Source organism: Dyella sp. 2HG41-7, from assembly GCF_021390675.1.
Classification (GTDB): domain Bacteria; phylum Pseudomonadota; class Gammaproteobacteria; order Xanthomonadales; family Rhodanobacteraceae; genus Dyella_B.
This window is the reverse complement of the sequence record NZ_JAJEJV010000004.1, coordinates 413,937-435,464: the sequence shown is the minus strand read 5'-3', so window position 1 is coordinate 435,464 and position 21,528 is coordinate 413,937. Positions and strand designations below refer to the sequence as shown.

Annotated in this window: 15 protein-coding genes; 11 read left to right on the top strand and 4 right to left on the bottom strand. The window is 59.8% G+C overall.

Going from position 1 to position 21,528, the window contains the following annotated elements:
- Positions 1 to 265: 265 nt before the first annotated feature.
- Positions 266 to 886: a TetR/AcrR family transcriptional regulator gene (locus L0U79_RS03370; protein WP_233840480.1), complete on the bottom strand. Its 621-nt coding sequence runs from the start codon at positions 884 to 886 to the stop codon at positions 266 to 268.
- A gap of 95 nt (positions 887 to 981) precedes the next feature.
- On the opposite strand from L0U79_RS03370, the gene L0U79_RS03365 reads away from it, so the two are divergent.
- The 11 genes from L0U79_RS03365 (at position 982) to L0U79_RS03315 (ending at position 19,246) form a co-directional block, all read left to right on the top strand.
- Positions 982 to 2,067: an MBL fold metallo-hydrolase gene (locus tag L0U79_RS03365; RefSeq protein WP_233840479.1), complete on the top strand. Its 1,086-nt coding sequence runs from the start codon at positions 982 to 984 to the stop codon at positions 2,065 to 2,067.
- Between the two features lie 605 nt (positions 2,068 to 2,672).
- Complete coding sequence (locus tag L0U79_RS03360) at positions 2,673 to 3,719, top strand: alpha/beta hydrolase (RefSeq protein WP_233840478.1); 1,047 nt, start codon at positions 2,673 to 2,675, stop codon at positions 3,717 to 3,719.
- Positions 3,720 to 3,938: 219 nt separating this feature from the next.
- A complete protein-coding gene (locus L0U79_RS03355) occupies positions 3,939 to 4,802 on the top strand; it encodes a DUF3365 domain-containing protein (RefSeq protein ID WP_233840477.1) in 864 nt (287 codons plus the stop codon).
- Between the two features lie 3 nt (positions 4,803 to 4,805).
- On the top strand, positions 4,806 to 5,468 hold the full coding sequence (locus L0U79_RS03350; RefSeq protein WP_233840476.1) for a toll/interleukin-1 receptor domain-containing protein: 663 nt from the start codon (positions 4,806 to 4,808) through the stop codon (positions 5,466 to 5,468).
- 171 nt (positions 5,469 to 5,639) lie between these two features.
- Positions 5,640 to 6,707: a sensor domain-containing diguanylate cyclase gene (locus L0U79_RS03345; protein WP_233840475.1), complete on the top strand. Its 1,068-nt coding sequence runs from the start codon at positions 5,640 to 5,642 to the stop codon at positions 6,705 to 6,707.
- Positions 6,708 to 7,012: 305 nt separating this feature from the next.
- Complete coding sequence (locus L0U79_RS03340) at positions 7,013 to 8,770, top strand: EAL domain-containing protein (RefSeq protein WP_233840474.1); 1,758 nt, start codon at positions 7,013 to 7,015, stop codon at positions 8,768 to 8,770.
- A gap of 240 nt (positions 8,771 to 9,010) precedes the next feature.
- Positions 9,011 to 12,970: a response regulator gene (locus tag L0U79_RS03335; RefSeq protein ID WP_233840473.1), complete on the top strand. Its 3,960-nt coding sequence runs from the start codon at positions 9,011 to 9,013 to the stop codon at positions 12,968 to 12,970.
- A gap of 429 nt (positions 12,971 to 13,399) precedes the next feature.
- Positions 13,400 to 14,200 carry an AIM24 family protein gene (locus tag L0U79_RS03330; RefSeq protein WP_233840472.1) on the top strand — a complete coding sequence of 267 codons (801 nt, stop codon included), beginning with the start codon at positions 13,400 to 13,402 and terminating at the stop codon, positions 14,198 to 14,200.
- 286 nt (positions 14,201 to 14,486) lie between these two features.
- Positions 14,487 to 15,527 (top strand): hypothetical protein, encoded by a 1,041-nt coding sequence (locus tag L0U79_RS03325; protein ID WP_233840471.1) that lies wholly within the window; start codon positions 14,487 to 14,489, stop codon positions 15,525 to 15,527.
- Positions 15,528 to 15,731: 204 nt separating this feature from the next.
- Positions 15,732 to 17,828 carry a phospholipase C, phosphocholine-specific gene (locus tag L0U79_RS03320; RefSeq protein ID WP_233840470.1) on the top strand — a complete coding sequence of 699 codons (2,097 nt, stop codon included), beginning with the start codon at positions 15,732 to 15,734 and terminating at the stop codon, positions 17,826 to 17,828.
- A 125-nt stretch (positions 17,829 to 17,953) separates the two neighbouring features.
- Positions 17,954 to 19,246, top strand: a complete 1,293-nt coding sequence (locus L0U79_RS03315) for a DUF5690 family protein (RefSeq protein WP_233840469.1) — start codon at positions 17,954 to 17,956, stop codon at positions 19,244 to 19,246.
- A 202-nt stretch (positions 19,247 to 19,448) separates the two neighbouring features.
- On the opposite strand, the gene phnN is transcribed toward L0U79_RS03315, so the two are convergent.
- Genes phnN through phnF form a run of 3 tightly spaced genes read right to left on the bottom strand, consistent with a single transcriptional unit; the run spans position 19,449 to position 21,393 of the window.
- Entirely contained in the window at positions 19,449 to 20,009 is a 561-nt protein-coding gene (gene phnN / locus L0U79_RS03310; RefSeq protein ID WP_233840468.1) for a phosphonate metabolism protein/1,5-bisphosphokinase (PRPP-forming) PhnN, read from the bottom strand.
- Positions 20,006 to 20,662 (bottom strand): DUF1045 domain-containing protein, encoded by a 657-nt coding sequence (locus L0U79_RS03305; protein WP_233840467.1) that lies wholly within the window; start codon positions 20,660 to 20,662, stop codon positions 20,006 to 20,008. The genes phnN and L0U79_RS03305 overlap by 4 nt, the downstream gene beginning before the upstream one ends.
- A complete protein-coding gene (gene phnF / locus L0U79_RS03300; protein WP_233840466.1) occupies positions 20,662 to 21,393 on the bottom strand; it encodes a phosphonate metabolism transcriptional regulator PhnF in 732 nt (243 codons plus the stop codon). Before phnF ends, L0U79_RS03305 begins: the two co-directional genes overlap by 1 nt.
- Between the last annotated feature and the right edge of the window lie 135 nt (positions 21,394 to 21,528).

Here is a 21,528-nt window from a genome sequence, read left to right as displayed (position 1 = left end):
GGCCGGCGCATGGCGCGCGTCCGTCGTTCTCCCCACCCCAGTTCAAACCATTCGGATCATTCTTAGCCGCTGCAGGGCGTAAAAGTCCGATAATTTGAATCGATCTAAGTCCCCTAAGACGGAATTAACACCCTGACGGTGCGAGCTGTCACGCTGCGGCGCAAAAACACTGCAACGCATTGATGTAATTTCACAAAGTCTTCATCGCCGCGAAGTGGCGAACGTCGTCGAAGGGATTACTTTTTTTGTCGATCGCGCAGATCGATCAGGACGCGTAGTAACCGAGAAACATGTCCACGGCAGTTTCGGCCACGAGTTTCTGCATCGCTGCATTCAACGGCGGCTGCGCCAGTGTGATTTGCGGCCAGAACGCGAAATTTTTGATCAGTCCCTGCAGTTGATGTGACGCAAAAACCGGATCGTCGATCTTTAAGCGGCCGTCTTTTGCAGCGGCGCGTATCCACACGGTCAAACCTTCTTCGCGCTCGCTCATGCGCGTCACCATGTCGCGCGCGCGCTCCGGCGAATGGATGCCGGCGGCGATGGCGACACGTGCGAGCGATACGAATGCCTCGTCGTTGAGCAGACGAAATTTTTGCGCGATCAATTCCAGCAATTGATCGCGCAACGAACGATCGGCGCGATACGCCAACGCTTCGCCACCCGCAATCGCTTCCCACAAGTGATGCAGGATTTCGGCGAACAGCACTTCCTTGCTGGGGAAGTGGTTGTAGACCGTGCGCTTGGACACTTCGGCGCGCGCGGCGATGCGATCCATGCTGGTGGTTTCGAAACCGGCCGTGCGGAATTCGTCGATGGCCGCCTCGATGATCGCCTTGCGCTTGCGATCGGTCAGGCGCTGGGAAGTGTTGGTGGAGCTGGGCATGGGGACATTTTACACCAAGTAGTTTACTTTTTCTCGACCGTAAACTACACTGTGCAGTACATATTCGCGACATACCCCTTTCGCAGGAATCCACCATGCTTTCCCGCCTCGCCCAATCGTTCCGTCCCAAGGCCGATAAATACGCGGCGTCGCCGCAGCGTCGCGATAGCCATTTCCATAATCCGGTTCCGCGCCCGTCGCAGGCGGCGGGCGCAACCTTGCGCATCATCTGGAACGCGCTCTTCAACAAGCCCACCGGAACGCAGCCGGACGCGCCGCTGCCCGTGCGACCGCTCACGCGCATCGAATTGGACGCCGCGCCCGATCGCAGCCTTTATCGCCTGGGCCATTCCACCATGCTGATGAAATTGCGCGGCGGCTATTGGCTCACCGATCCGGTGTTCGCCGAACGCGCGTCGCCGTTTCAGTGGATGGGACCCAAGCGCTTTCATCAACCGCCGATCGCCTTGCACGATCTGCCGCCGATTCGCGGCGTGATTCTTTCGCACGATCACTACGATCATCTGGATCGCAGCACCGTCCAGTATTTGGCCGCCACCACGGACGTGTTTTTGACGCCGCTTGGCGTCGGCGATCGCTTGATCGAATGGGGCGTGGATGCGGCGAAAGTGCATCAGCTCGATTGGTGGGAAAGCATCGAGATCGACGGCCTGCGCATGACCGCCGCGCCGGCGCAGCATTTTTCCGGACGCACGCCGTTCGACGGCAACACCACGTTGTGGGTGTCGTGGGCGATTTTCGACGACGAATTGCGCGTGTTCTTCAGCGGCGACACCGGTTATTTCGACGGCTTCAAAACCATCGGCGAACGCCTTGGCCCCTTCGATATCACCTTGATGGAAACCGGTGCTTACGACGCGCAGTGGCCCTACGTGCATATGCAGCCGGAACAAACGGTGCAAGCGCATCAAGATCTGCGCGGCCGCTGGATGGTGCCGATCCACAACGGTACGTTCGATTTGGCCATGCATCGCTGGCAGGAACCGTTCGAGCGCGTGGTGTTGCTCGCCATCGAACGCGATATTCCGCTGGCGACGCCACGCATGGGCGAACGCATGGATCTGGCCGCGCCGCGCACCGGCGAACGCTGGTGGCGCAACGTCGATGCGGCATCGGATTTCCATTGGGAAAGCGCGACGTCGCTGCGGAAGATGTATTAGCTAGCAGGGTTTCCAAAACCACATTCGCATCGAATCGATGCCAGGCATTTTCTCCAACGAGATTCCCTTGCCACACCGTAATCGCTGCGACATCCCGTGATGACGACCAGTCATCCCTGCTTCGAAACGTACGACGATGCGAGTCCAGAGCGCGTGAGAATTCGTCTACGCGATGATGTCCCGAGTGGATGAACGCGTTCGTATCGATAACTACATCGGGTTACGCAAAGCCTCCGAATAGGAACAACGCGCAATTCAGTTAATGCGTGGCGTAAAACGAATCCGCCGATCTTTTAGAAATGCACACGAGCTAGGCCGCGCAGCAAGTGCGCGAGGATTTCGAATTTGCCGAACGCGTCCGTTTCGACAGCGGCGCGTAACGATGTTCAGCACCTCTACGTGCGCATGATTCGGTTTTGAAAGGTTGCAACGTCGGGCGCCGCATCGCATCGGCCCATGCGTCGGGGCATCGTGCTCCGACGATTCCAACACGAGCAGCGTGCCTTCATTTCCAATCGTTTTGTAACAACCGACACATTGGTACGATGGGTCACCTTTCTTAAGGGCGTCACTCGATGGAACCGAATATCTCAGGACGTCATGGCATGCGCCGCGAAAAGCGTCCGCGTCGTTGGTTGCGCATCCTCGGTCGCATAGGTCTGGGATTGATCGTTTTAGTCATCGTGACCGGCATCACGGGTTTTAGCTGGAACGAACTGGTGACCAGGCACTACCTCAACGCGTATCCGGTACCCGGCAAGTTTTACTCGGTGGATGGCGGCAAGATGCATATTTATTGCACGGGTACGGGTGCGCCTACGCTGATATTGGATGCAGGCGCCGGCGACGACTGGACGGTATGGACCAAGGTTCAATCGGAGCTTTCCAAGACCACGCAAGTATGTTCCTTCGACCGCTCCGGCCTCGGCAGCAGCGATGTTCTGCTTGGCGGACACGACGCCAATTCGCTTGCCGATCAGCTGCATGCACTGGTAGGGCAAGCCGGAATCAAGACGCCGTTCGTGCTGGCCGGTCATTCCATTGCCGGCATCTACATGCGCGCCTATACGGCAAAATTTCCAAGCGATGTGGCGGGACTGATCTTTATCGACAGCAGCCACCCGGATCAGCTCCAACGCTTTCCCAAGGCATTTACCCAGGCGTCGCCGAATCTGTTTGTCATGAGCTGGATGACGCGCCTGGGCATCGCACGCGCCATGGGCCAGTGCACGGATCTCCCGCCTGGCGTCGATGCGGTGAAAGGGTTTGCTTACGCAAACATATGCCGGCCTTCCGTGGTCGATAGCGGTCTGGAAGAGATCAGAGCGTTTCCCCGCTCCACCGACGAAACGCGCCATACCGGGCCGTTCGGCCGACTGCCGATCCTGATCATTTCGGAAGATCCCGAGGTCCAGCGCAAAGACACCTCGCTTCCGCCGGATGTGATGGCGCAGACATCCATTGCGTGGAACCAGATGCAGGAGGATTTAAAACAGCTTTCTCTCAATAGCCGGCGCGTTATCGCCGCGCGAAGCAGCCACTATGTTCAGTTGGATCGCCCGGATGTAATCGATCGAGAGGTGCCGGAATTTATCGAGCATATCCGCCATGGCACCCCCATGACGGAGGTCGGCACGACTCGGGTGGAATGACCCGGCGCGTCCGTGCAGGCCTGAAGCGTCAACCGAGCTCCGATTCCGCGTAATGCCAGCGCGGGGAGACCAGCAAACGAGACGGCGATCACATTTTAGGTATGATGCCCCGGTGACAACGGATGGCCGTCTCAGCGACCCAATGGGGCGTGAGCGAGTGCCATCGAACACAGCCGGAACCAGGTCCATGGACCTGCGCTTCGACAAGGGGGACCGAGCGTGCTGCTGCGGATCAACCTGATATTGCTTGTCGCGTTCGCGCTCGGAATGGTCGCGATCTCTCTGGTCGTGACGTCGACGCTGCAGGAAAACGCGACGCGCGAAGTACTGGCTCAGGCCGGCTTGATGTTAGATAGCGCCTCTGCGATTCGCTCGTACACCGATACCGAAATCGGCCCTCTGCTCAACGACAAGATGGCCACTGCGTTTCGTCCACAGAGCGTGCCGTTCTACGCCGCCACGCAAAACTTTCTCACGCTGCACCAGGCGCATCCTGATTACTCCTACAAGGAAGCCACGCTTAACCCGACCAATCCGCGCGATCGCGCCACGGATTGGGAAGCGGACATCGTGCAGCGCTTCCGCAACGACAACACCGTAAAAGAAGTCAGCGGCATACGCGACACGCCGATGGGCAAGACGCTTTATCTGGCGCGCCCGATACGCGTCGAATCCGGCTGCATGGGTTGTCACAGCCTGCCTTCGGCAGCGCCCACCACGATGCTCGCGCGTTACGGCAGCGACAACGGCTTTGGCTGGCAAGCCAACGAAGTCGTCGGCGCGCAAGTGGTTTCGGTGCCGTTCGCCAGCGCCGAATCGAGCGCGGTGCGTGTTCGGCGCGATGTGCTCGGCGCTATTGCCGCGATGCTTGTCGTCGTATGGCTCATTATCAATCTCTCGCTCTATGCGCTGGTTATTCGACCGGTGCGACGTATCGCGCAAATCGCCGATCAGATCAGCCTCGGCGATCACTCTGCCGCGGAATTTCCGCGCGGCGGCGGGGCCGAGATGGCGGCCTTGTCGGCCGCGTTCAACCGCATGCGCAAGAGCTTGGACAAAGCGCTGCGGATGCTGGGCGGATAAGCGATGGCGCAGCATCTTTTCATCAGTTATTCGCAGCCGGATCGGGACGCGGCGTTCGCCCTGGTGCAACGTCTGGAAGCGCGCGGCATCCGTGTTTGGATCGCGCCGCGCGATATTTCTCCGTCCGCCGATTGGGCAGCTGAAATCATCGATGCGATCTCTAACGCGCGACTGATGGTTCTGATTTTTTCCGGCAGTAGCAACGACTCGAGCCAAGTGCGTCGCGAGGTCGAACGCGCCGTGCATAAGCAGGTGCCGATTCTGCCGTTTCGAATCGAAAACGTGTTGCCGTCGAAGAGTCTTGAATACTTTCTCAGCGCACAACACTGGATGGATGCGTACCCGCCGCCGCTCGAACCGCATATCGATCGCTTGTGCGATTACCTCGATACGGCGCTCGGCGCACAGGCGTCTTCGGTCGAACATCAACCCACGCACGGCGCCGAGACAACGCCTGCGATCAACGTCGACGCCACGCATTTGCGCCTGCTGGAATTGGAACTCGCCAGGCAGATCGGGCCGCTGGCCGGACATCTCGTACGTCGCGCGGCGCAGGGCGGCGGCGATCTGGATGCGCTTGCCAGACGCCTCGCCTCGGAAATCGAGGGCGAACGGGAACAGCGCATATTCCTTGAAGCCTGTCGGCGCATCGGCCACGGCAAATAACGGGCCATTCGGCTTCCCCGGACCCCGCTTTTCACGGCCTTAACTCGCGCAAACCTTCCCAAGGCTGACGTGCTTCACCGTTATGTGAACAGACAATCGCGCACCCTTGACAGGCTCGTCAGATTGGTCAATTTTTCGTCAAGGATTAGGCGACGGTGCCGTTAAACGCGTATGAACACGATCTTGCGATCTTCCGCTTCCCATGTCGATGTCGTCGGCGCCTTGGCGACGACGGTCACGCATGCGCGCACGCTGGAAGAACTTGTGCGACCGCTGCTCGAATTGCTGGAAGTCGTCACCGGCCTGGAGAGCACCTACCTCACGACCATCGACGAACTCGCCGGCGTGCAACACGTGTTGTTTGCGCGCAACAGTCGTTCGCTTTGCATTCCGGAAGGCTTGTCGGTGCCGTGGGAAGGCACGCTATGCAAGCGCGCGCTCGACCAAGGTCAGTTCTACACCGACGATGTGGCCCATTGCTGGGGCGATAGCGAAGCGGCCAAAGCCTTGGGGATCGCCACCTACGCCAGTACGCCGGTGCGCGGCGATCAGGGCGATTTGCTCGGCACGCTTTGCGCGGCGAGCGACCATCGGAAACCGATGCGCGATGGTTCCGCCCATACGCTGACGTTGTTCGCCAAGCTGATCAGTCAGCAAATGGAACGCGAAAAGTTGTTTGTCGACTTGCAGCGATCCAACTATATGCTGGCGGCGAACGCGCTGATCGATCCGGTGACCCACCTACCGAATCGACGCGCGCTGATGGAAGAGATGAAACGCCGTCTCGAAAACAACCGCACGACCACCGCGTTGATCGTCGCGTTTATCGATTTGGATCATTTCAAAGACATCAACGACCAGTACGGCCACGATGTCGGCGATCGTTTTCTCGAAGCGACCGCCCGCCGCTTGCAAAGCGCATTGCGCAACGGCGATATCGCGGCGCGTTTGGGCGGCGACGAATTCGTGGTGTTGGCCAGTGCGCCCAGCGACACCGCGGAAGCTGCGGCCGTATCGCTGGAACATCGATTGACGTCCGCCACTTGCGGTCGTTTTTCGCTGCAAACGACCGATCTGGAATACAACGGCCCGAGTATCGGCGTGGTGGTCGCGCAGCCTGAGTGCGACGATGCGCAGGCGTTGCTAAAACTGGCCGACGAAGCGATGTATGCGATCAAGCGCATCCGCAAGTCCCAGGGCGAAGAACAGCTGCGACCGGTGAATCCGCGACGCGCGTAATGGCTCGCACAAACATCGATTTTCCTCGTCGCAAACCTGGAAACGCTAAGTGCGCCACGGCCTCGGGCGGCTCGGCTCGTTTGGCTCGACCGCAACTGAAAAAACCAGTCGGCCGCGATTTCACGACGGCTTCATAGGCGTCATGCAAGCTGAGCGAAGCAGGCCCACGTTTTTTGACCTTGAGATGCACAAGGATTCGGCATCCACGACCGCAAGTCGAAGTATGCGCGAAGCCTTACGTTCCACCGATAAATCATCTATCGCCAAGGCTTTGCATGACTCAGGACAATCACGATCTCCCTCCCGTGAGTGAGCAGCAGCGGCTCGCCGATCTCCATGCGCTCAATCTTCTGGATACGCCTAAAGAAGAGCAATTCGAGGTCATCACGCAGCTGGCGGCGAAAAGTCTTGATGTGCCGATTTCGTTGATCTCCCTGCTCGACCTCAATCGTCAATGGTTCAAATCGTGTTTCGGCCTGGATGCGACCGAAACGCCGCGCGATATTTCGATGTGCACAGAGGCGATCAAAGAAGACGACATCATGGTCGTCAACGACGCCACCAAAGACCCGCGTTTTGCGCGTAACCCTCATGTAGTTGGCGATCCGTACGTGCGCTTCTACGCGGGCGCTGTGATTCGCAGTCCCGGCGGAAAACCGTTGGGAACGCTTTGCATCATCGACACCAAGCCCAGGAATCTCAGCGATTCCGACCGCCGGCAACTGCTTCGTCTGGCGCGCTTGGTGGAGTCGGAAATCCGCCAGCGCAACCTGGTCGGCAAACTGCTCAGCGAAATCGAACGGGATTTGCACGTCGGCGCCAACGCACCGATTCCAGGACGGAAAGAAGCGTACGAGCATCTCGCTCAGTTGATCAAAAATCAGACGCCGGTCGTCATCGCGCTAGGCAGGGTCAGGCAGTTCGAACTTGCCGCATCGCTGCATATCGAAGAGAAGGCGATCCAGGCCGAACTCGCGGCGCGGCTTCGAACGCTACCCACCGACGTGAAATACGGACTTTGGCGCAACGACCAATTTATCGTTTATCGCGAAGGTTTGTCGCCGGTCACCACGGCCGCCTTGCTTTCGGATATCGAGAAAGCCTTTCAGTCCGCCTTTGAACTGCCGCATTACGGTCTTTACGCAACGATTTGTCTGGGCGTAAGCAGTTCCCCCACCGACGCGAGTTCGGCGCGGCATCTGCTGCAGCTGGCGAACGACGTGCAGCCCCCGCATACGAGCACCGAAAAGCTTCTGAATGTCAGCATCTATTCGTCCGAAGGGAAAACGCCTAAGCAATACAAAGACGACGTGCTTGCACGCCTGAAGGACGGCATTCTGCACAAGCGGTTTCATCTGGTTTATCAGCCCATCGTTGACGTGAGCTCCGGCCTTGTCGTGCGCGCGGAAGCGCTGCTGCGTTGGACCGATCCGGTCTTGGGCCAGGTGTCGCCGGCCGACTTTATTCCCATCGCCGAAGATTCGGGGTTGATTGTACGGATCGGTGCGTTCGTACTCGAAACTGTCGCGCGCGATTTGAACCGGATGAAGGAAAACAATCAGCGCATCGTTCCGATCTCGATCAATATCTCTGGCAAGCAGCTGCGCGATCCGGAGTTTGTTCCCTTTCTGAAAGCGCTGATGGAAAAAACGCAACTCGATCCAGGCGCGTTGGAACTGGAAATTACCGAAAGCAGCTTGATCGAAGACCTGCAGCGCGCCAGCGTTACTTTGAATGAAATCCGAAAGACTGGCGTCTCCTGCGCCATCGACGATTTCGGCGTCGGCTTCTCATCGTTCAATTACCTGCGCCGGTTGCCCGTCGGCACCCTGAAGATCGATCGCGATTTCATCCTCGGCATCGATTCGAGCCCGCGCGACAAAAGCATCGTCGCCGCCATCATCAATCTCGCGCACGCGCTGGGCATGGTTGTCACGGCCGAGGGCGTCGAACAACAAACGCAGCGCGACCAGCTGGGTGGGCTGGGCTGCGATCTGATGCAGGGCTATTTGATCGGTCGGCCGGAGACGTTCGATCAACTAATGAGCGTGGTCGCGAAGTAGTCCTGTACCCGGGTTCGGACTTGGCTTTCCTGCGATCGCCGAATACGTGAAGACTCCGTTTGCATGACGGATTTGGCGTATTCCGCAAAGAGCCGCACGCATGCCCACCGTGTTGGACCCGCATTCACACCCCCGAAACGCCGATATTGCAACGCTTTCACGGGCAAAACCGCCGCTCGCCGGCGGCCCCCGGGGAAACTCCTTCGTTACGAGAAGGACACGCAACATCGGAACTTCGACATGTCTTTGAATCCTGCCAACCAGGTTATGCCTAGCTTCCTTTCCGGTGGCGGAGAAATGGGCGCGCATATGCGCGCGAAGGATTGGTCGAAGACGCCGCTCGGTCCCGTCGAAACCTGGTCGCCCGCGCTGCGGATGATGACCAGTGTCCTGTTGGCCAACCGTTTCCCGCTGTTGCTCTGGTGGGGACCTCAATATCTGTCGCTGTACAACGATGCGTACCGGCCGATTCTCGGCAACAAACACCCTACGTATCTGGGACGTCCCGTCGCGGAATGCTGGTCGGAAATCTGGCATGTGTTGAAGCCGTTGATCGATCAGCCGTTCAAAGGCGGCCCGTCGACCTGGATGGACGACATCGAACTGGAGATCAACCGTTACGGGTTCATCGAAGAGGCGCACTTTACGGTCGCCTACAGCCCGGTGCCCGACGAAACCGCGCCGAACGGCATCGGCGGCGTACTGGCGACCGTCCACGAAATCACCGAGCAGGTGATCGGCGAACGTCGACTGCAGACGCTGCGCGATCTCGGTTTGCGCGTCGCCGAAGGCAAGACCGCGGAAGCCGCGTGCTCCATCGCCGCGGAAACCTTGGCCAATCACGCGAAAGACATCCCTTTTGCCCTCATCTACCTGTTCGATGACGACGGCTCGCAAGCGCGGCTCGCCGGCGCTGCGGGACTGGATATGGAGCCGCCCGCCAGCCCTCTGTTGATCGATTTGGATGCACCGTTGTTCGGCAATAAAGGATGGCCCGTCGCCAAAGCCATGCGCACCGAAGGCATGGTTGTCGTGAAAGATGTGCAGAAGCGATTTCAAAATCTGCCGTCCGGCCCATGGTCGACTGCGCCGCATACGGCCGTAATCGTTCCGATCCATTCCAACAAAGCGCACAGGCTGACCGGCGTACTTGTGGCCGGCGTCAGCGCGATGCTCGAATTGAGCGAGCAGTATCGGAGTTTCTACGAACTGGTCGCAGCGCAAATCTCCACGGCTGTCGCCAACGCGCGTGCGTACGAAGAAGAGCGCAAGCGTGCGCAGGCGCTGGCGGAGATCGATCGCGCCAAGACCGCTTTCTTCTCCAACGTCAGTCACGAGTTCCGCACACCGCTTACCTTGATGTTGGGGCCGCTGGAAAGCCTGTTGAACGACTCGTCGCCGAATGCGCTGTCGCCGACGCAACGCGAACAGCTCGATCTCGCGCATCGCAACAGTCTGCGTTTGCTTCGCCTGGTGAATGCGCTGCTCGATTTTTCGCGCATCGAGGCCGGCAGCGCGCAGGCGAACTATCAACCGAGCGATCTTTCGGCCTTGACCACCGATATCGCCTGCGGATTTCGCTCCGCCATCGAACGCGCGCGCTTGTTCTTGACCATCGACTGCGCGCCGCTGCCCGAGCAGGTCATGGTCGACCGCGACATGTGGGAGACGGTGGTGCTCAATCTGTTGTCGAACGCCTTGAAATACAGCTTTGAAGGCGGCATCACCGTCAAGCTGCGGGCGGTGAACAACAACGCGGTGTTGAGCATCAAGGATACGGGCGTCGGCGTTCCGGAAGAAGCGCTTCCACGTTTGTTCGAACGTTTCTACCGTATCGAAGGTCAACGCGGTCGCAGCTTCGAAGGCAGCGGCATCGGGCTTGCGCTGGTGTATGAAATACTGCAATTGCACGGCGGCGTCATCAAGGCGCTCAGCACGGTAGGCCAAGGCACCGAATTCGTCGTGTCGATTCCCTTTGGAACTGCGCATTTGCCGAGCGACTACGTGCCGACTGCGCAAATGCAAGGCTCACCATCGACGCGCGTCGACGCCTTCGTGGAAGAGGCATTGCGCTGGCTGCCGCGCCCGGATGCAAACGATCGCCATCTCGCATCCACAGCGTCTTCCGAAAGCGCAAATGTGTCGCGCCCCTTTGTGTTGTTGGCCGAAGACAACGCCGATATGCGCGATTACGTCAGCAACCTGCTGGCCGATCGGTATGCGGTGGAAGCCGTCAGCGACGGTCAGTTCGCGCTGGACGCCGCGCGTCGACGTCGACCCGATTTGGTGCTCACCGATGTCATGATGCCGCGCCTGGATGGCTTCGCATTGCTGAGCGCCATTCGCGAAGACCCCGTGCTGCGCGATGTGCCGGTCATCATGCTGTCCGCACGCGCCGGCGAAGAAGCCAGCACCGACGGCCTGGATGCCGGCGCGGACGACTATTTGATCAAGCCCTTCTCCGCGCGCGAATTGATGGCGCGCGTAAGCGCCAATCTCGAATTGGCGCATATGCGCCGCAACGTCACAGACGAATTGCGCGTGCGCACGGCCGAGCTTGAGACCTTGCTGGAAACGGTGCCGACGGCCGTGTGGTTTACCTACACGGCGCAGGCGCGCCGCGTGTTCGGAAATCGCGCTGCCGCGCGCTTGCTTCGCATGCCGCAAAGCGAAAGCGCAACGCCTTCGGCGGTCGAATTCAAATGCGCGAAGCATTTCCGATTGTTCCGCAACAACGTGGAACTCGCGCCGGAAGACGTTGCGCTGCAGCGCGCGGCGCACGGCGACATCGTCCGGGACGAAGAAGTGGACATTCGCTTCGACGACGGGTCGTCACTGACGTTGCTGTTGACGGCGTTGCCGATACGCGATGCGAATGGCGATATCTCCGGCGCCGTTTGCGCGGCGATCGACGTCACGGAACGCAAGCGCAACGACGAAGCGATGCAAGAATGGAACAAACGCCTGGAAGCACGGGTCGCCGATGAAGTGAAAGCGCGCGAAAAGGCGCAGGTCGGTCTGGCGCAGGCGCAACGCATGGATGCGCTGGGTCAGCTCGCCGGCGGCATCGCGCACGACTTCAACAATATTATTCAAGCCGTACAGGGCGCTGCCGGACTGATCGAAATGCGCCCCGCCGATACGGAACGCGTCAACAGCCTGTCGCGCAGAATTATCGAAGCCTCGGATCGCGGCGCCGCCATCACCCGACGCCTGCTTACGTTCTCCAGGCGCGGGGACCTTCGCGCCGAACCTGTGGATGCCGTCGCGCTATTGGCCGGCGTGCAGGAAATTCTCTCGCACACCCTGGGCACGGGGATCGCGGTGCGCGTGCAAACCGAGCCCGATCTGCCGAAGGTGTTGGTCGACAAACGACAGTTGGAAACGGTGCTGGTGAACCTCGCCACCAATGCGCGCGATGCCATGCAAGGCATGGGAACGTTGACCTTCAGCGCCACGGTCTACGTCGAACCGACCGATGTCGCGGCCATCACCACCGCCGCGCTCAACCCGGGCGCCTATGTTTGCTTGTCTACCGCCGACACCGGCCGCGGCATGACGCCGGATGTACTCGCGCGCGCATCGGAACCGTTCTTTACCACCAAGCCCACGGGCCAAGGCACCGGCCTGGGCCTTGCGATGGCGCGCGGCTTCGCCACGCAAAGCGGCGGCGGCATGTCCATCGACAGTGCGCCGGGAAACGGCACCGTCATCAAACTGTGGCTCCCCGTCGTCGAGCGTCTCGCCATCGCTGACACCGACGAGGACATGCACGGCATCGACGCACCCAGTAGCGAAATGCGCGACCGGCTATTGCTGGTCGACGACGACGACATCGTGCGCGAAACATTGACCCAACTGCTGCAAGGCGAAGGCTATGCCGTACTCGCCGCAGCCTCCGGCGCCGACGCGCTCGCAATGCTCGATGCCGGCGAAACTGTCGCCCTCGTCATCTCCGATTTGTCCATGCCGAACATGGACGGTGTCAGCGTCATTCGAGAAGTGCAACGGCGACTGCCGCATCTGCCCGCCATCTTGCTGACCGGGTTTGCCACGAGCACCGCCGGCATCGAATTGGATGCGCTCGAAAGCGGCGCGCTCACCGTGCTGCGCAAACCGCTACAGGGGAAAAAGCTCGCCGAGCATGTGGCGATGCTGCTGGAAGGCGTGGCGGCCGCGGAGCGCACAAAAACGCGGTAAATCGAACATCGCGACGGCGGGCGTAGCGCGATAACCTCTGCAAAACGAGCGCTCACTTAAAATCGCTCGCTTCCGGCACGCAAGGGATGCACTGATCAATTCCACGTAGGCGTCACCGGCTTGTCCGTTTGCAGGCCACAGGACCATCGGCGCACGCGGGGAGCGGCCATGGATGGCCGCTGCTTTGAGGAGCGAGGAAGGCAGACTGGCTGTCTGTCGAGACGATGAGCCGCACGTGGGGAGGGTACATGGATGTACCCGGATTTGAGGAGCGAGGAAGGCATGCAAACGGACAAACCGGCCCGAAGGGTGATGTCCATAAGGCCGCTTACGTGGAATTGATCAGAGCATCCCTGGTTCGGCAAAATGGCGGCGGATCGGGCCACGAGGACGTGGCCGGCGCATACATACACGTAGGGGAACGATGCTATGAAGACGCGGTTGGTAGGAACGACCATGCCAGTGCTGGAAGTGGGCCTGGAGCAAGGTGACCGAATTATTTCAGAGCCGGGCCGGTTTTCCTGGATGACTCGCAACGTGGTGTTGCAAACCACGGCGCGCACGGCCGGCGCATCCAGCTTTCTTGGTGTGATTGGCCGCGCCCTCACCGGCGGCGGCATTTTCATGAACGAATACGAGACCAACGGTTCGCAAGGCATGGTCGCCTTTGCGGCGAAAGTGCCGGGCTCGATCGTCGACGTGCAGGTCAACGCCGGCCAGACGTATTTCATCCATCGCCACGGTTTTCTGTGCGGCACGCAAGGGGTGGAATTGTCGATCGGTTTTCAGCGTTCGCTCGGCGCCGGCATTTTCGGCGGCGAAGGTTTCGTGCTGCAAAAGCTCAGCGGCAATGCGCACGCGTGGGTGGAACTCGGCGGTGAAATCGTCACGTACACGCTCGCTCCCGGTGAAATGCTGCAAGTGCATCCGGGGCATATCGGCATGTTCGAAGGCACGGTGAATTTCGAAATCAACTTGCTGCCGGGTTTGAAGAATAAAATCTTCGGCGGCGATGGTTTGTTCGTCGCCAATCTCACCGGTCCGGGTCAGGTGTGGTTGCAGACGCTCACCATGCCGAACCTGGCGCATTCGCTGGAGCCGTATCTGGCGCGTGGCGAGAACACCACCACGTCGTCGATCATGGGCGACTCGGGCAATTCGATTGGCGGCGCGATTGCCGGTGGCGTGATTGGTTCGGTGCTTGGCGGGTTGTTCGGCAAGGACGATTGATCGTCGGCCCCCGAATTCGCACGAACCTGCGTCGATATAAAAACGAAGGGCTGAGTGATTCCGCGACGCGGACCAGCACTCAGCCCTTTTTTGATGCCCCGATTCGTGGATATTTCGTGACGATTCGACGTGCGTCACGGCAAGCCAGTATTGGCATAACACTGTGATGTAACCCTGCTAGGGGTTCCCTCGAAGCAATAAGAACCGATGCGCACGGTTGTTGAGGGTATTGCATGGCGGCAACGAGGGTTGCCGTCACCACTCACGATCGAATCGAGGAACTACCATGAATAAGGCAATCTACGGATCAGCGCTGCTGGCGCTGGTGGTGGCAAGTGCTGCCCACGCGCAGGGCTGGAACGACGGGGATCTAGTTGTTACGTCGACCAATGCGGCAAGCAACGCGCTGCTTGTGTACAACACCAACGGCGCGCTGGTGGAGCAGATCAAGACAGGCGGTGCGGGCGGCGTCAGCGGCAATGCGGGCGGCATCGCGCAGAATCATGCGCTGCTTGCAGTAGTCAATTTCGGGTCGGGCAATGTGTCGGTCTTCAAGAAGGTCGGAGGCGATACGCCGCTGCAAGGGGGACAAACAGTGCCGGCGATTACCAACCCGGTGAGCGTCGCATTCGGCCACCATCATCTCTATATTCTTACCGCCACGCATATTGAGTCGCATCGTATCGATCGCTACGGCGTGAGCTCCACGGCGGATGGCGAGGCGCAGTTGCTTCATGCCGACGGCAGCGCGGCGCAAGTGGGCGTACTGGAAGGCCAGCTGGTGATCAGCGAAAAGAGCAACGCCATCGAGACGGTGAATTTGACGCCGCAGGGCTCAGTCACCGGCACGGCGCAATTGGTCGCGAATATTCCGTCGAACGTGAATGCGCCGTTCGGTCTGGCGACGCGCGGCAACGATGCTTACGTCACCATCGCGCACGCTAACGAAATCAGCCTGGTGCGCAACGATACCGTGTTGACGATCACCGGATCGGGTACGCAAATGGCGCCGTGCTGGGTGACGTTGGACGGGCCGTTCCTGTTCTCGGCCAATTCGCCCAGCCACTCCGTGTCGCGTTACGCGGTGTACGGGCAGAAGATCATTCAAGACGCGGCCGTGGTCGCCACCTTCAACGGCAATCCGACCGATATCACGTATCGCGATAGTCTTGCGGCGGTCGTGGATGGCAACGGTTCGATCTCGCACGTATCGATTTTCAATGTGGATGGCGATGGCAACTTCGCATTGAAGAGCAGCGTCACGCTCGGCAGCGCCGCCACGAACGGCATCGCGATCGTGCGCAACGACGACGGCTTTGACGATTGATCGTATTTTCAACGGCGCCGGGGAGTGCGATCGCTCCTCGGCGCCGTTACGCGCGAATTTGCGCAAGCTCACACTTATCCGTTCGCTTTCACCATTCGTTGACGAAATAACTTAGACAGGTCGCGAAGTTGGCTAGGCGCACGTCATAAAAGCAGCACACGGCATCCCTATCTTCGCTTGACCGAACATAGGGAAGGTGCCGAGATGATTGAGCTCAGTCGTCGTAAGTTTCTTGCGCTATCGGTTAAAGCGGCCGCGCTTGGCGTTACTGGCGTTACGGTTGGCGGCGTATTCAAACCGGCGAAGGCGGCGACGCTCGCCAGCACGGGCACCATCACGGACGTGAAGCACGTGGTGATCCTGATGCAAGAAAACCGCAGCTTCGATCATTACTTCGGCACGCTGCAGGGTGTGCGCGGTTTCGCGGATCGCGCCGGCATTACGTTGTCGGGCGGCTATTCTGTGTTCGATCAACCCAACGGAACCACGCGGCAATATCCGTGGGCGTTCGACACCACCTCGCCGACGTTTGGACAGACCAGCGAAGTGCTTACGCAATGCGATGGCAGCCTGGATCATTCGTGGTCCACGCAACATGCGGCGTGGAACAGCGGCAAGATGGATGCGTGGGTATCCGCCAAAGGGAGCGTGCGCACGCTCGGCTATCTCACGCGGCAAGACATTCCCTATCACTACGCGCTTGCGGATGCGTACACCATTTGCGATCACTATTTCTGCTCGACCTTAAGCGCCACCGGTCCCAATCGCACCTATCTCTGGGGCGGCATGATCGATCCCGCCGGCAAAAACGGCGGCCCTGCTTACGACGGCGGCGCGGAATCCGGACTGACGTGGGAAACGTACGCGGAAGAGTTGCAGGCGGCGGGCGTGAGCTGGAAGGTTTATCAAAATGCATCCGACAATTTCGGCGATAACGGTTTGGCGTTTTTCAGCCAATTCGCCAATGCGCCGACATCGAGCGTGCTTTACAGGCAAGGCATGGCGTCGGTGCCTAATCTTTCCAACTCCACGCCGAACGATATCGCCACGGCGATTCAGAGCGATGTGCTCAACGGTACACTGCCGCAAGTCAGTTGGATCGTGGCGAGCCAGGATTATTCGGAACATCCGGATGCGCCGCCGGAGAACGCCGCGTATTTCATCAACCTGATTTTGCAAGCGTTGTCCGCGGATATGGACACGTTCAATTCCACGGTGCTGATTCTCAATTACTACGAAAACGACGGCTTTTTCGATCACGTGCCGCCGCCTGTTCCACCCAGCGGCACCGCCGGCGAATTCATTACGGTGAACGGCGTGACGCAACCGATCGGCATGGGTTTTCGCGTGCCGATGGTGGTGTGTTCGCCTTGGACGCGCGGTGGCGTAGTCGATTCGCAGATTTACGATCACACCTCGGTGATCCAGTTTCTGGAAACGTGGACTTCGGCGCTCGGCAAGCCGGCAATCTGTTCGTCGATCAGCGCATGGCGCCGACAAGTGAGCGGCGACCTTACTGGCGCGTTCGACTTCGCCAATCCGGTGCTCGGCTTGCCGACCAATTTGCCGGCCGCGACATCCACCATCAATCGCGCCGGCACCTGCGATCCGCTGCCGAACCCTACCGACAGCAACGCCCCGAACAGTTTGCCGCAGCAGGAAGCGGGCACGCGCGCCGCGCGCGCACTGCCGTATCAGCCGGACGCGAATATTTCTTCGTTCCAATACGGTTCGAACGGACAGATTCTGCTGTGGATCGAGATGCAGAACGTAGGAACGCAAGCGGCGCGCGCCGTGCCGATGTCGATTTATGCGAACGCGCATCGCAGCGGGGGCCCGTGGCAATACACGGTCAATCCGTACAGCAACGGCACGAACGGCTCGGTCACCGATTACTTCAATATCGGCACGGGCTTCGGCAGCGGGCAATACGATTTGACGGTGATCGGTCCGAATCGCTTTCTGCGCCGTTTCGCCGGCAATGTGAACAATGCCGGCAAGAGCTGCAGCGTGACGTCGTCGTATCAAAACGACCCCACGTCGGGCGAAATGGCGATCTATTTTGCGTTGACGAACACCAGCAGCGCGTCGGTTACGTTCACGATTACCGCTAACAATTACACCAACGAAGGCCCGTGGACATACACGGTGGCCGCCGGCGCCACGGCGAATACCTTCTTTGCGGCAGTTGCGCAGACGCAAGGGTGGTACGACTTCACGATCACGATGAGCGGCGATTCCAGCTGGATTCGCCGCTACACCGGTCATTTGGAGAACGGCGGCGCGTCGGTCACGGGATGATGCTGACGCGGTAAGAAATCGCGATTAGACCAACCGGTGGCGGCGGCTACCCACCGCCACGCCACTGTCATCTGCGCCCGTCACCCTTGCGGCACTGCCGTTTCGGCCGGTTTCGGGTGGTTCTCGTGTCGTTTTTATCGGGTATTCGCCGCCATCCCATGGCGATCAACTTGGTGGCCGGCGGCGCCGCGTTTCTTGCGTATGCGTCGATGTATGCGTTTCGCAAGCCGTTTACGGCGGCCGCGTTCGAAGGCATGCACGTGGCCGGCGTGGATTACAAAGTGTGGCTGGTGATCGCGCAGGTGATGGGCTACATGCTCAGCAAAGTGCGCGGCATTACCTGGATCGCAGAGATTCAACGGCAACGTCGCGCTCGCACGCTGGCGGGGTTGATCGGTTTCTCATGGATCGCCTTGCTCGGTTTCGCGCTGATTCCTGCGCCGTGGAATATCCCGTTTCTGTTTCTCAACGGCTTGCCGCTGGGCATGGTGTGGGGCGTGATCTTCGGCTATCTGGAAGGTCGCCGAGGCACGGAGATGATGGGCGCGCTGATGTGCGCCAGCTTTATCGTCGGCTCGGGCGTGGTGAAGACGGTAGGCATGTGGCTGATGATGCATTGGCACGTCAGCGAGTTCTGGATGCCGTTTACCGTTGGCGCCATGTTTATCCTGCCGCTTTATTTGGCGACGTGGGTGCTGGAGCATTTGCCCGCGCCGGACGCCGCCGATATCGCAGCGCGCAGCGTGCGCATTCCCATGGACGCCAAAACGCGACGCGCGTTCTTGGCGCGCTTTCTGCCGGGTATCGCGATGATCGTGATGGCGTATGTGGCGCTGACGGTCACGCGCGATTTCCGCGACAACTTTGCGGCGGAGATCTGGGCCGACCTGGGCCGCGGCGGCGATGCGTCGGTCTTTACGGAAACCGAGGCGCCGATTGCCGTCGCCGTGCTGATCATCACCGCGCTCACCATGGCCGTGCGCGATAACTTAAAAGCGCTGATGCTTAACCACGTGCTGATTTTCGGCGGGTTTGCGGTGGCGGTGTTATCGACGTGGCTGCATAGCCACGGGATGCTCGATCCGTTGAGCTGGATCGGCTTTAGCGGTTTCGGTCTTTATTTGGCCTATGTGCCGTACAACGCCACGTTTTTCGAACGCATGCTGGCGACATTTCGCGTGACCGGCAATGTGGGTTTCATCATGTATATCGCCGATAGCAGCGGCTATATGGGCAGCGTAGCGGTGATCCTGGTGAAGGAATTCGGCGGCATGCATCTGTCGTGGGCGTCGTTTTATGCCGATACGGTGATGACGCTTTCCGGCGTGGGGATGCTGATTACGCTGGTGTCGGCAGTTTATTTTTATGAGAAGGCGCGTCGGGCGAAGGCGCCGGTTGGGGTGCCTGCGGCGGCTTGATGTCTCGTTTTGAAGTGTTGCTTTGTCTTACCCCACCGTCATTCCGGCGAAGGCCGGAATCCAGTACAGATATCTTGTGCGAAGCACTCAAACTAAGAAATGAAGTGTCCTTCGAACGCATATTTAGACTTGATTCCGGCCTTCGCCGGAATGACGGTGAGGTGAGATTGGATTCTGCAGCGAAAGTTGCGACTTGCGCGCGTTAACCCGCGCGACGCAAATGCGCAGCGCGTATCGCCTGCAACAAACTCGCCCCAGCTTCCGCAAGACACCCATCGTTGTGAATCACGACACTGTCCGGCGGAACCGGATACGCACTCAACCGCGCAATCCGCGCAGCAATCTCCGCCTCCGACTCTCGCCCGCGCGCAGCCAACCGTTTGGCGATCACATCCGGACTCGCCGTAATCAACACCGGCCGCAAGCTCGGAAACCGCTCGCATGCCAGCGCGAACGCACCACGCGATCCGTTCACCAATACATCGGCGCCGCGCGCGAGCCAATGCCCTACTTCGTTGCCGATCCCATAGTGCAAGCCATGCGCTTCCCACGTCAGCGCGAACAATCCGCGTTGTTCGCGCGATTGGAATTCCGCATCGCTCAACGCCACATGATTTTCGCTGCCGGCATGCGCGGGCCGCGTAATGTAACGATGCGCGCACAACACGCCGTGCGGCACGCCGTGCTCGCGCACCCACGCAAGCACGCTGTCCTTGCCCACGCCCGACGGACCCATTACGTAATACAAACAACCTGCGCTCATGTCGCCGTTCCTGTGCCGAGCGGAATCCGTTCGATCACTTCGAAAGGTCGATCGGGGGCTTTTTCGTAGCAAAGTGTGAGCGCCTCGATGCGCGCGGCCAAACCCTTTGCCAGGAATGGCGCAAACCACTCGCGTATCGAGCGCTCTTGCCCATCATCCGCCGGCGCTGCGACAGTCATATGAAAACGGAAACGATCCAGCACGTAGGGGTAGCCGAATTGGCGAAAGAGCGCGAGTTCGACGCCATCCAGATGCGGCGCGCGGCGCCGCCATGCGGCTTCGGTGTTGGGCGCGCGCAGTGCGTTCAATTGGCGCACGCAGCGTTCGGCTAACGCCTTGATCGGCTGCTCTTCGACGGACGGTCGCAGCGCAAGAAAGCCGGCGAGCTTATCCAGCTGCAGAGGAACTTCGATTGTGCGACTACGTTGCGCGATGTCGACGACTTCGCGGCGCAGATCGTCGTAGCGGGCGGATTCGGTCAACGCGAACGGCGCGCAAAGGGTGGCGTGCCAGCCGTAGCGGCGCACATTGATCGTCAATGCGCGCAAACGTTCGACTTCGATAGCGGGCAATTGCTCGATAGACAGCCACTCGCGCCCCAACACATCCAGCGCGCTGCCCTCGGCAGGGCAGAAATACACGGCATAACGCATCAGTGATCCGCCATCAGCACAAGTTGCACCCAATCGCCGGAGAAACGCGTAATGCCGTATTGCACCGGCATGCCGCGCGTATCGGCATTGATCGATTGCACGTAGAGCACAGGGCGATTGGCCGGTTGCTTCATCAGGCGCGCGGTATTCGCATCGGGCAAGCGCGCGGAAACGCGCGTGTGCTTGCGTTCGTAATCGGATACGCCGAATTCCGCCAGCGTGCGCGTCACTGAACGCAGCCGGCGATACACGGCGGGAAATTCGGGGAACCGCGCGGCGGGAAAATACGCGGTGCTGTAGTCGACGATATGGCCGTCGGCGCGATCCAGCGTTTCAATGCGATAGACGTATTCGTGGCGATCCAGACCCAGCGCTTGCGCCACTTTCGGCGGCGGAATTTCACGTGCTTCCTCCAGAAATTCCATGTCGGCTTCGACATTGAGGTTGCGCATGTTCTGTGTAAAACGCGTGCGGCGGCTGATGACGTAATCCATCGTCTGCTCTTGCACGAAGGTGCCGCGGCCTTGTTCGGTGCGCACGAGGTTGCGCTCTTCCAGCGCGGCGATGGCGCGGCGCACGGTGTGACGATTGACGTCGAAGCGCTCCGCCAGCTCCTGCGCGGAAGGCAATTGCTCGCCCTGGCGCGGCTGCCCTTTAATGATTTCCGACGCGAGAATGCCGCTGATCTGGCTCCACAGCGCCACGCCCCGTCCGCGTTCGATTTCGCTCATACCACGTCCTCAACCTGTCTATTGCCCGTCATCGCAGCGGCACGCTGGGCTGCTGCAATGATCCTCACGGGGCCTCCTCAAGGCGGCCCAGCCTGTCTAGATAACTAGACATTTGTGACAAGCCTAGGAACACCG

Coding starts and splice junctions, on each gene's coding strand:
- L0U79_RS03370 (WP_233840480.1), bottom strand. CDS start 886: ATGCCCAGCTCCACCAACACTTCCCAGCGCCTGACCGATCGCAAGCGC.
- L0U79_RS03365 (WP_233840479.1), top strand. CDS start 982: ATGCTTTCCCGCCTCGCCCAATCGTTCCGTCCCAAGGCCGATAAATAC.
- L0U79_RS03360 (WP_233840478.1), top strand. CDS start 2,673: ATGCGCCGCGAAAAGCGTCCGCGTCGTTGGTTGCGCATCCTCGGTCGC.
- L0U79_RS03350 (WP_233840476.1), top strand. CDS start 4,806: ATGGCGCAGCATCTTTTCATCAGTTATTCGCAGCCGGATCGGGACGCG.
- L0U79_RS03345 (WP_233840475.1), top strand. CDS start 5,640: ATGAACACGATCTTGCGATCTTCCGCTTCCCATGTCGATGTCGTCGGC.
- L0U79_RS03335 (WP_233840473.1), top strand. CDS start 9,011: ATGTCTTTGAATCCTGCCAACCAGGTTATGCCTAGCTTCCTTTCCGGT.
- L0U79_RS03330 (WP_233840472.1), top strand. CDS start 13,400: ATGAAGACGCGGTTGGTAGGAACGACCATGCCAGTGCTGGAAGTGGGC.
- L0U79_RS03325 (WP_233840471.1), top strand. CDS start 14,487: ATGAATAAGGCAATCTACGGATCAGCGCTGCTGGCGCTGGTGGTGGCA.
- L0U79_RS03320 (WP_233840470.1), top strand. CDS start 15,732: ATGATTGAGCTCAGTCGTCGTAAGTTTCTTGCGCTATCGGTTAAAGCG.
- phnN (WP_233840468.1), bottom strand. CDS start 20,009: ATGAGCGCAGGTTGTTTGTATTACGTAATGGGTCCGTCGGGCGTGGGC.
- L0U79_RS03305 (WP_233840467.1), bottom strand. CDS start 20,662: ATGCGTTATGCCGTGTATTTCTGCCCTGCCGAGGGCAGCGCGCTGGAT.
- phnF (WP_233840466.1), bottom strand. CDS start 21,393: ATGAGCGAAATCGAACGCGGACGGGGCGTGGCGCTGTGGAGCCAGATC.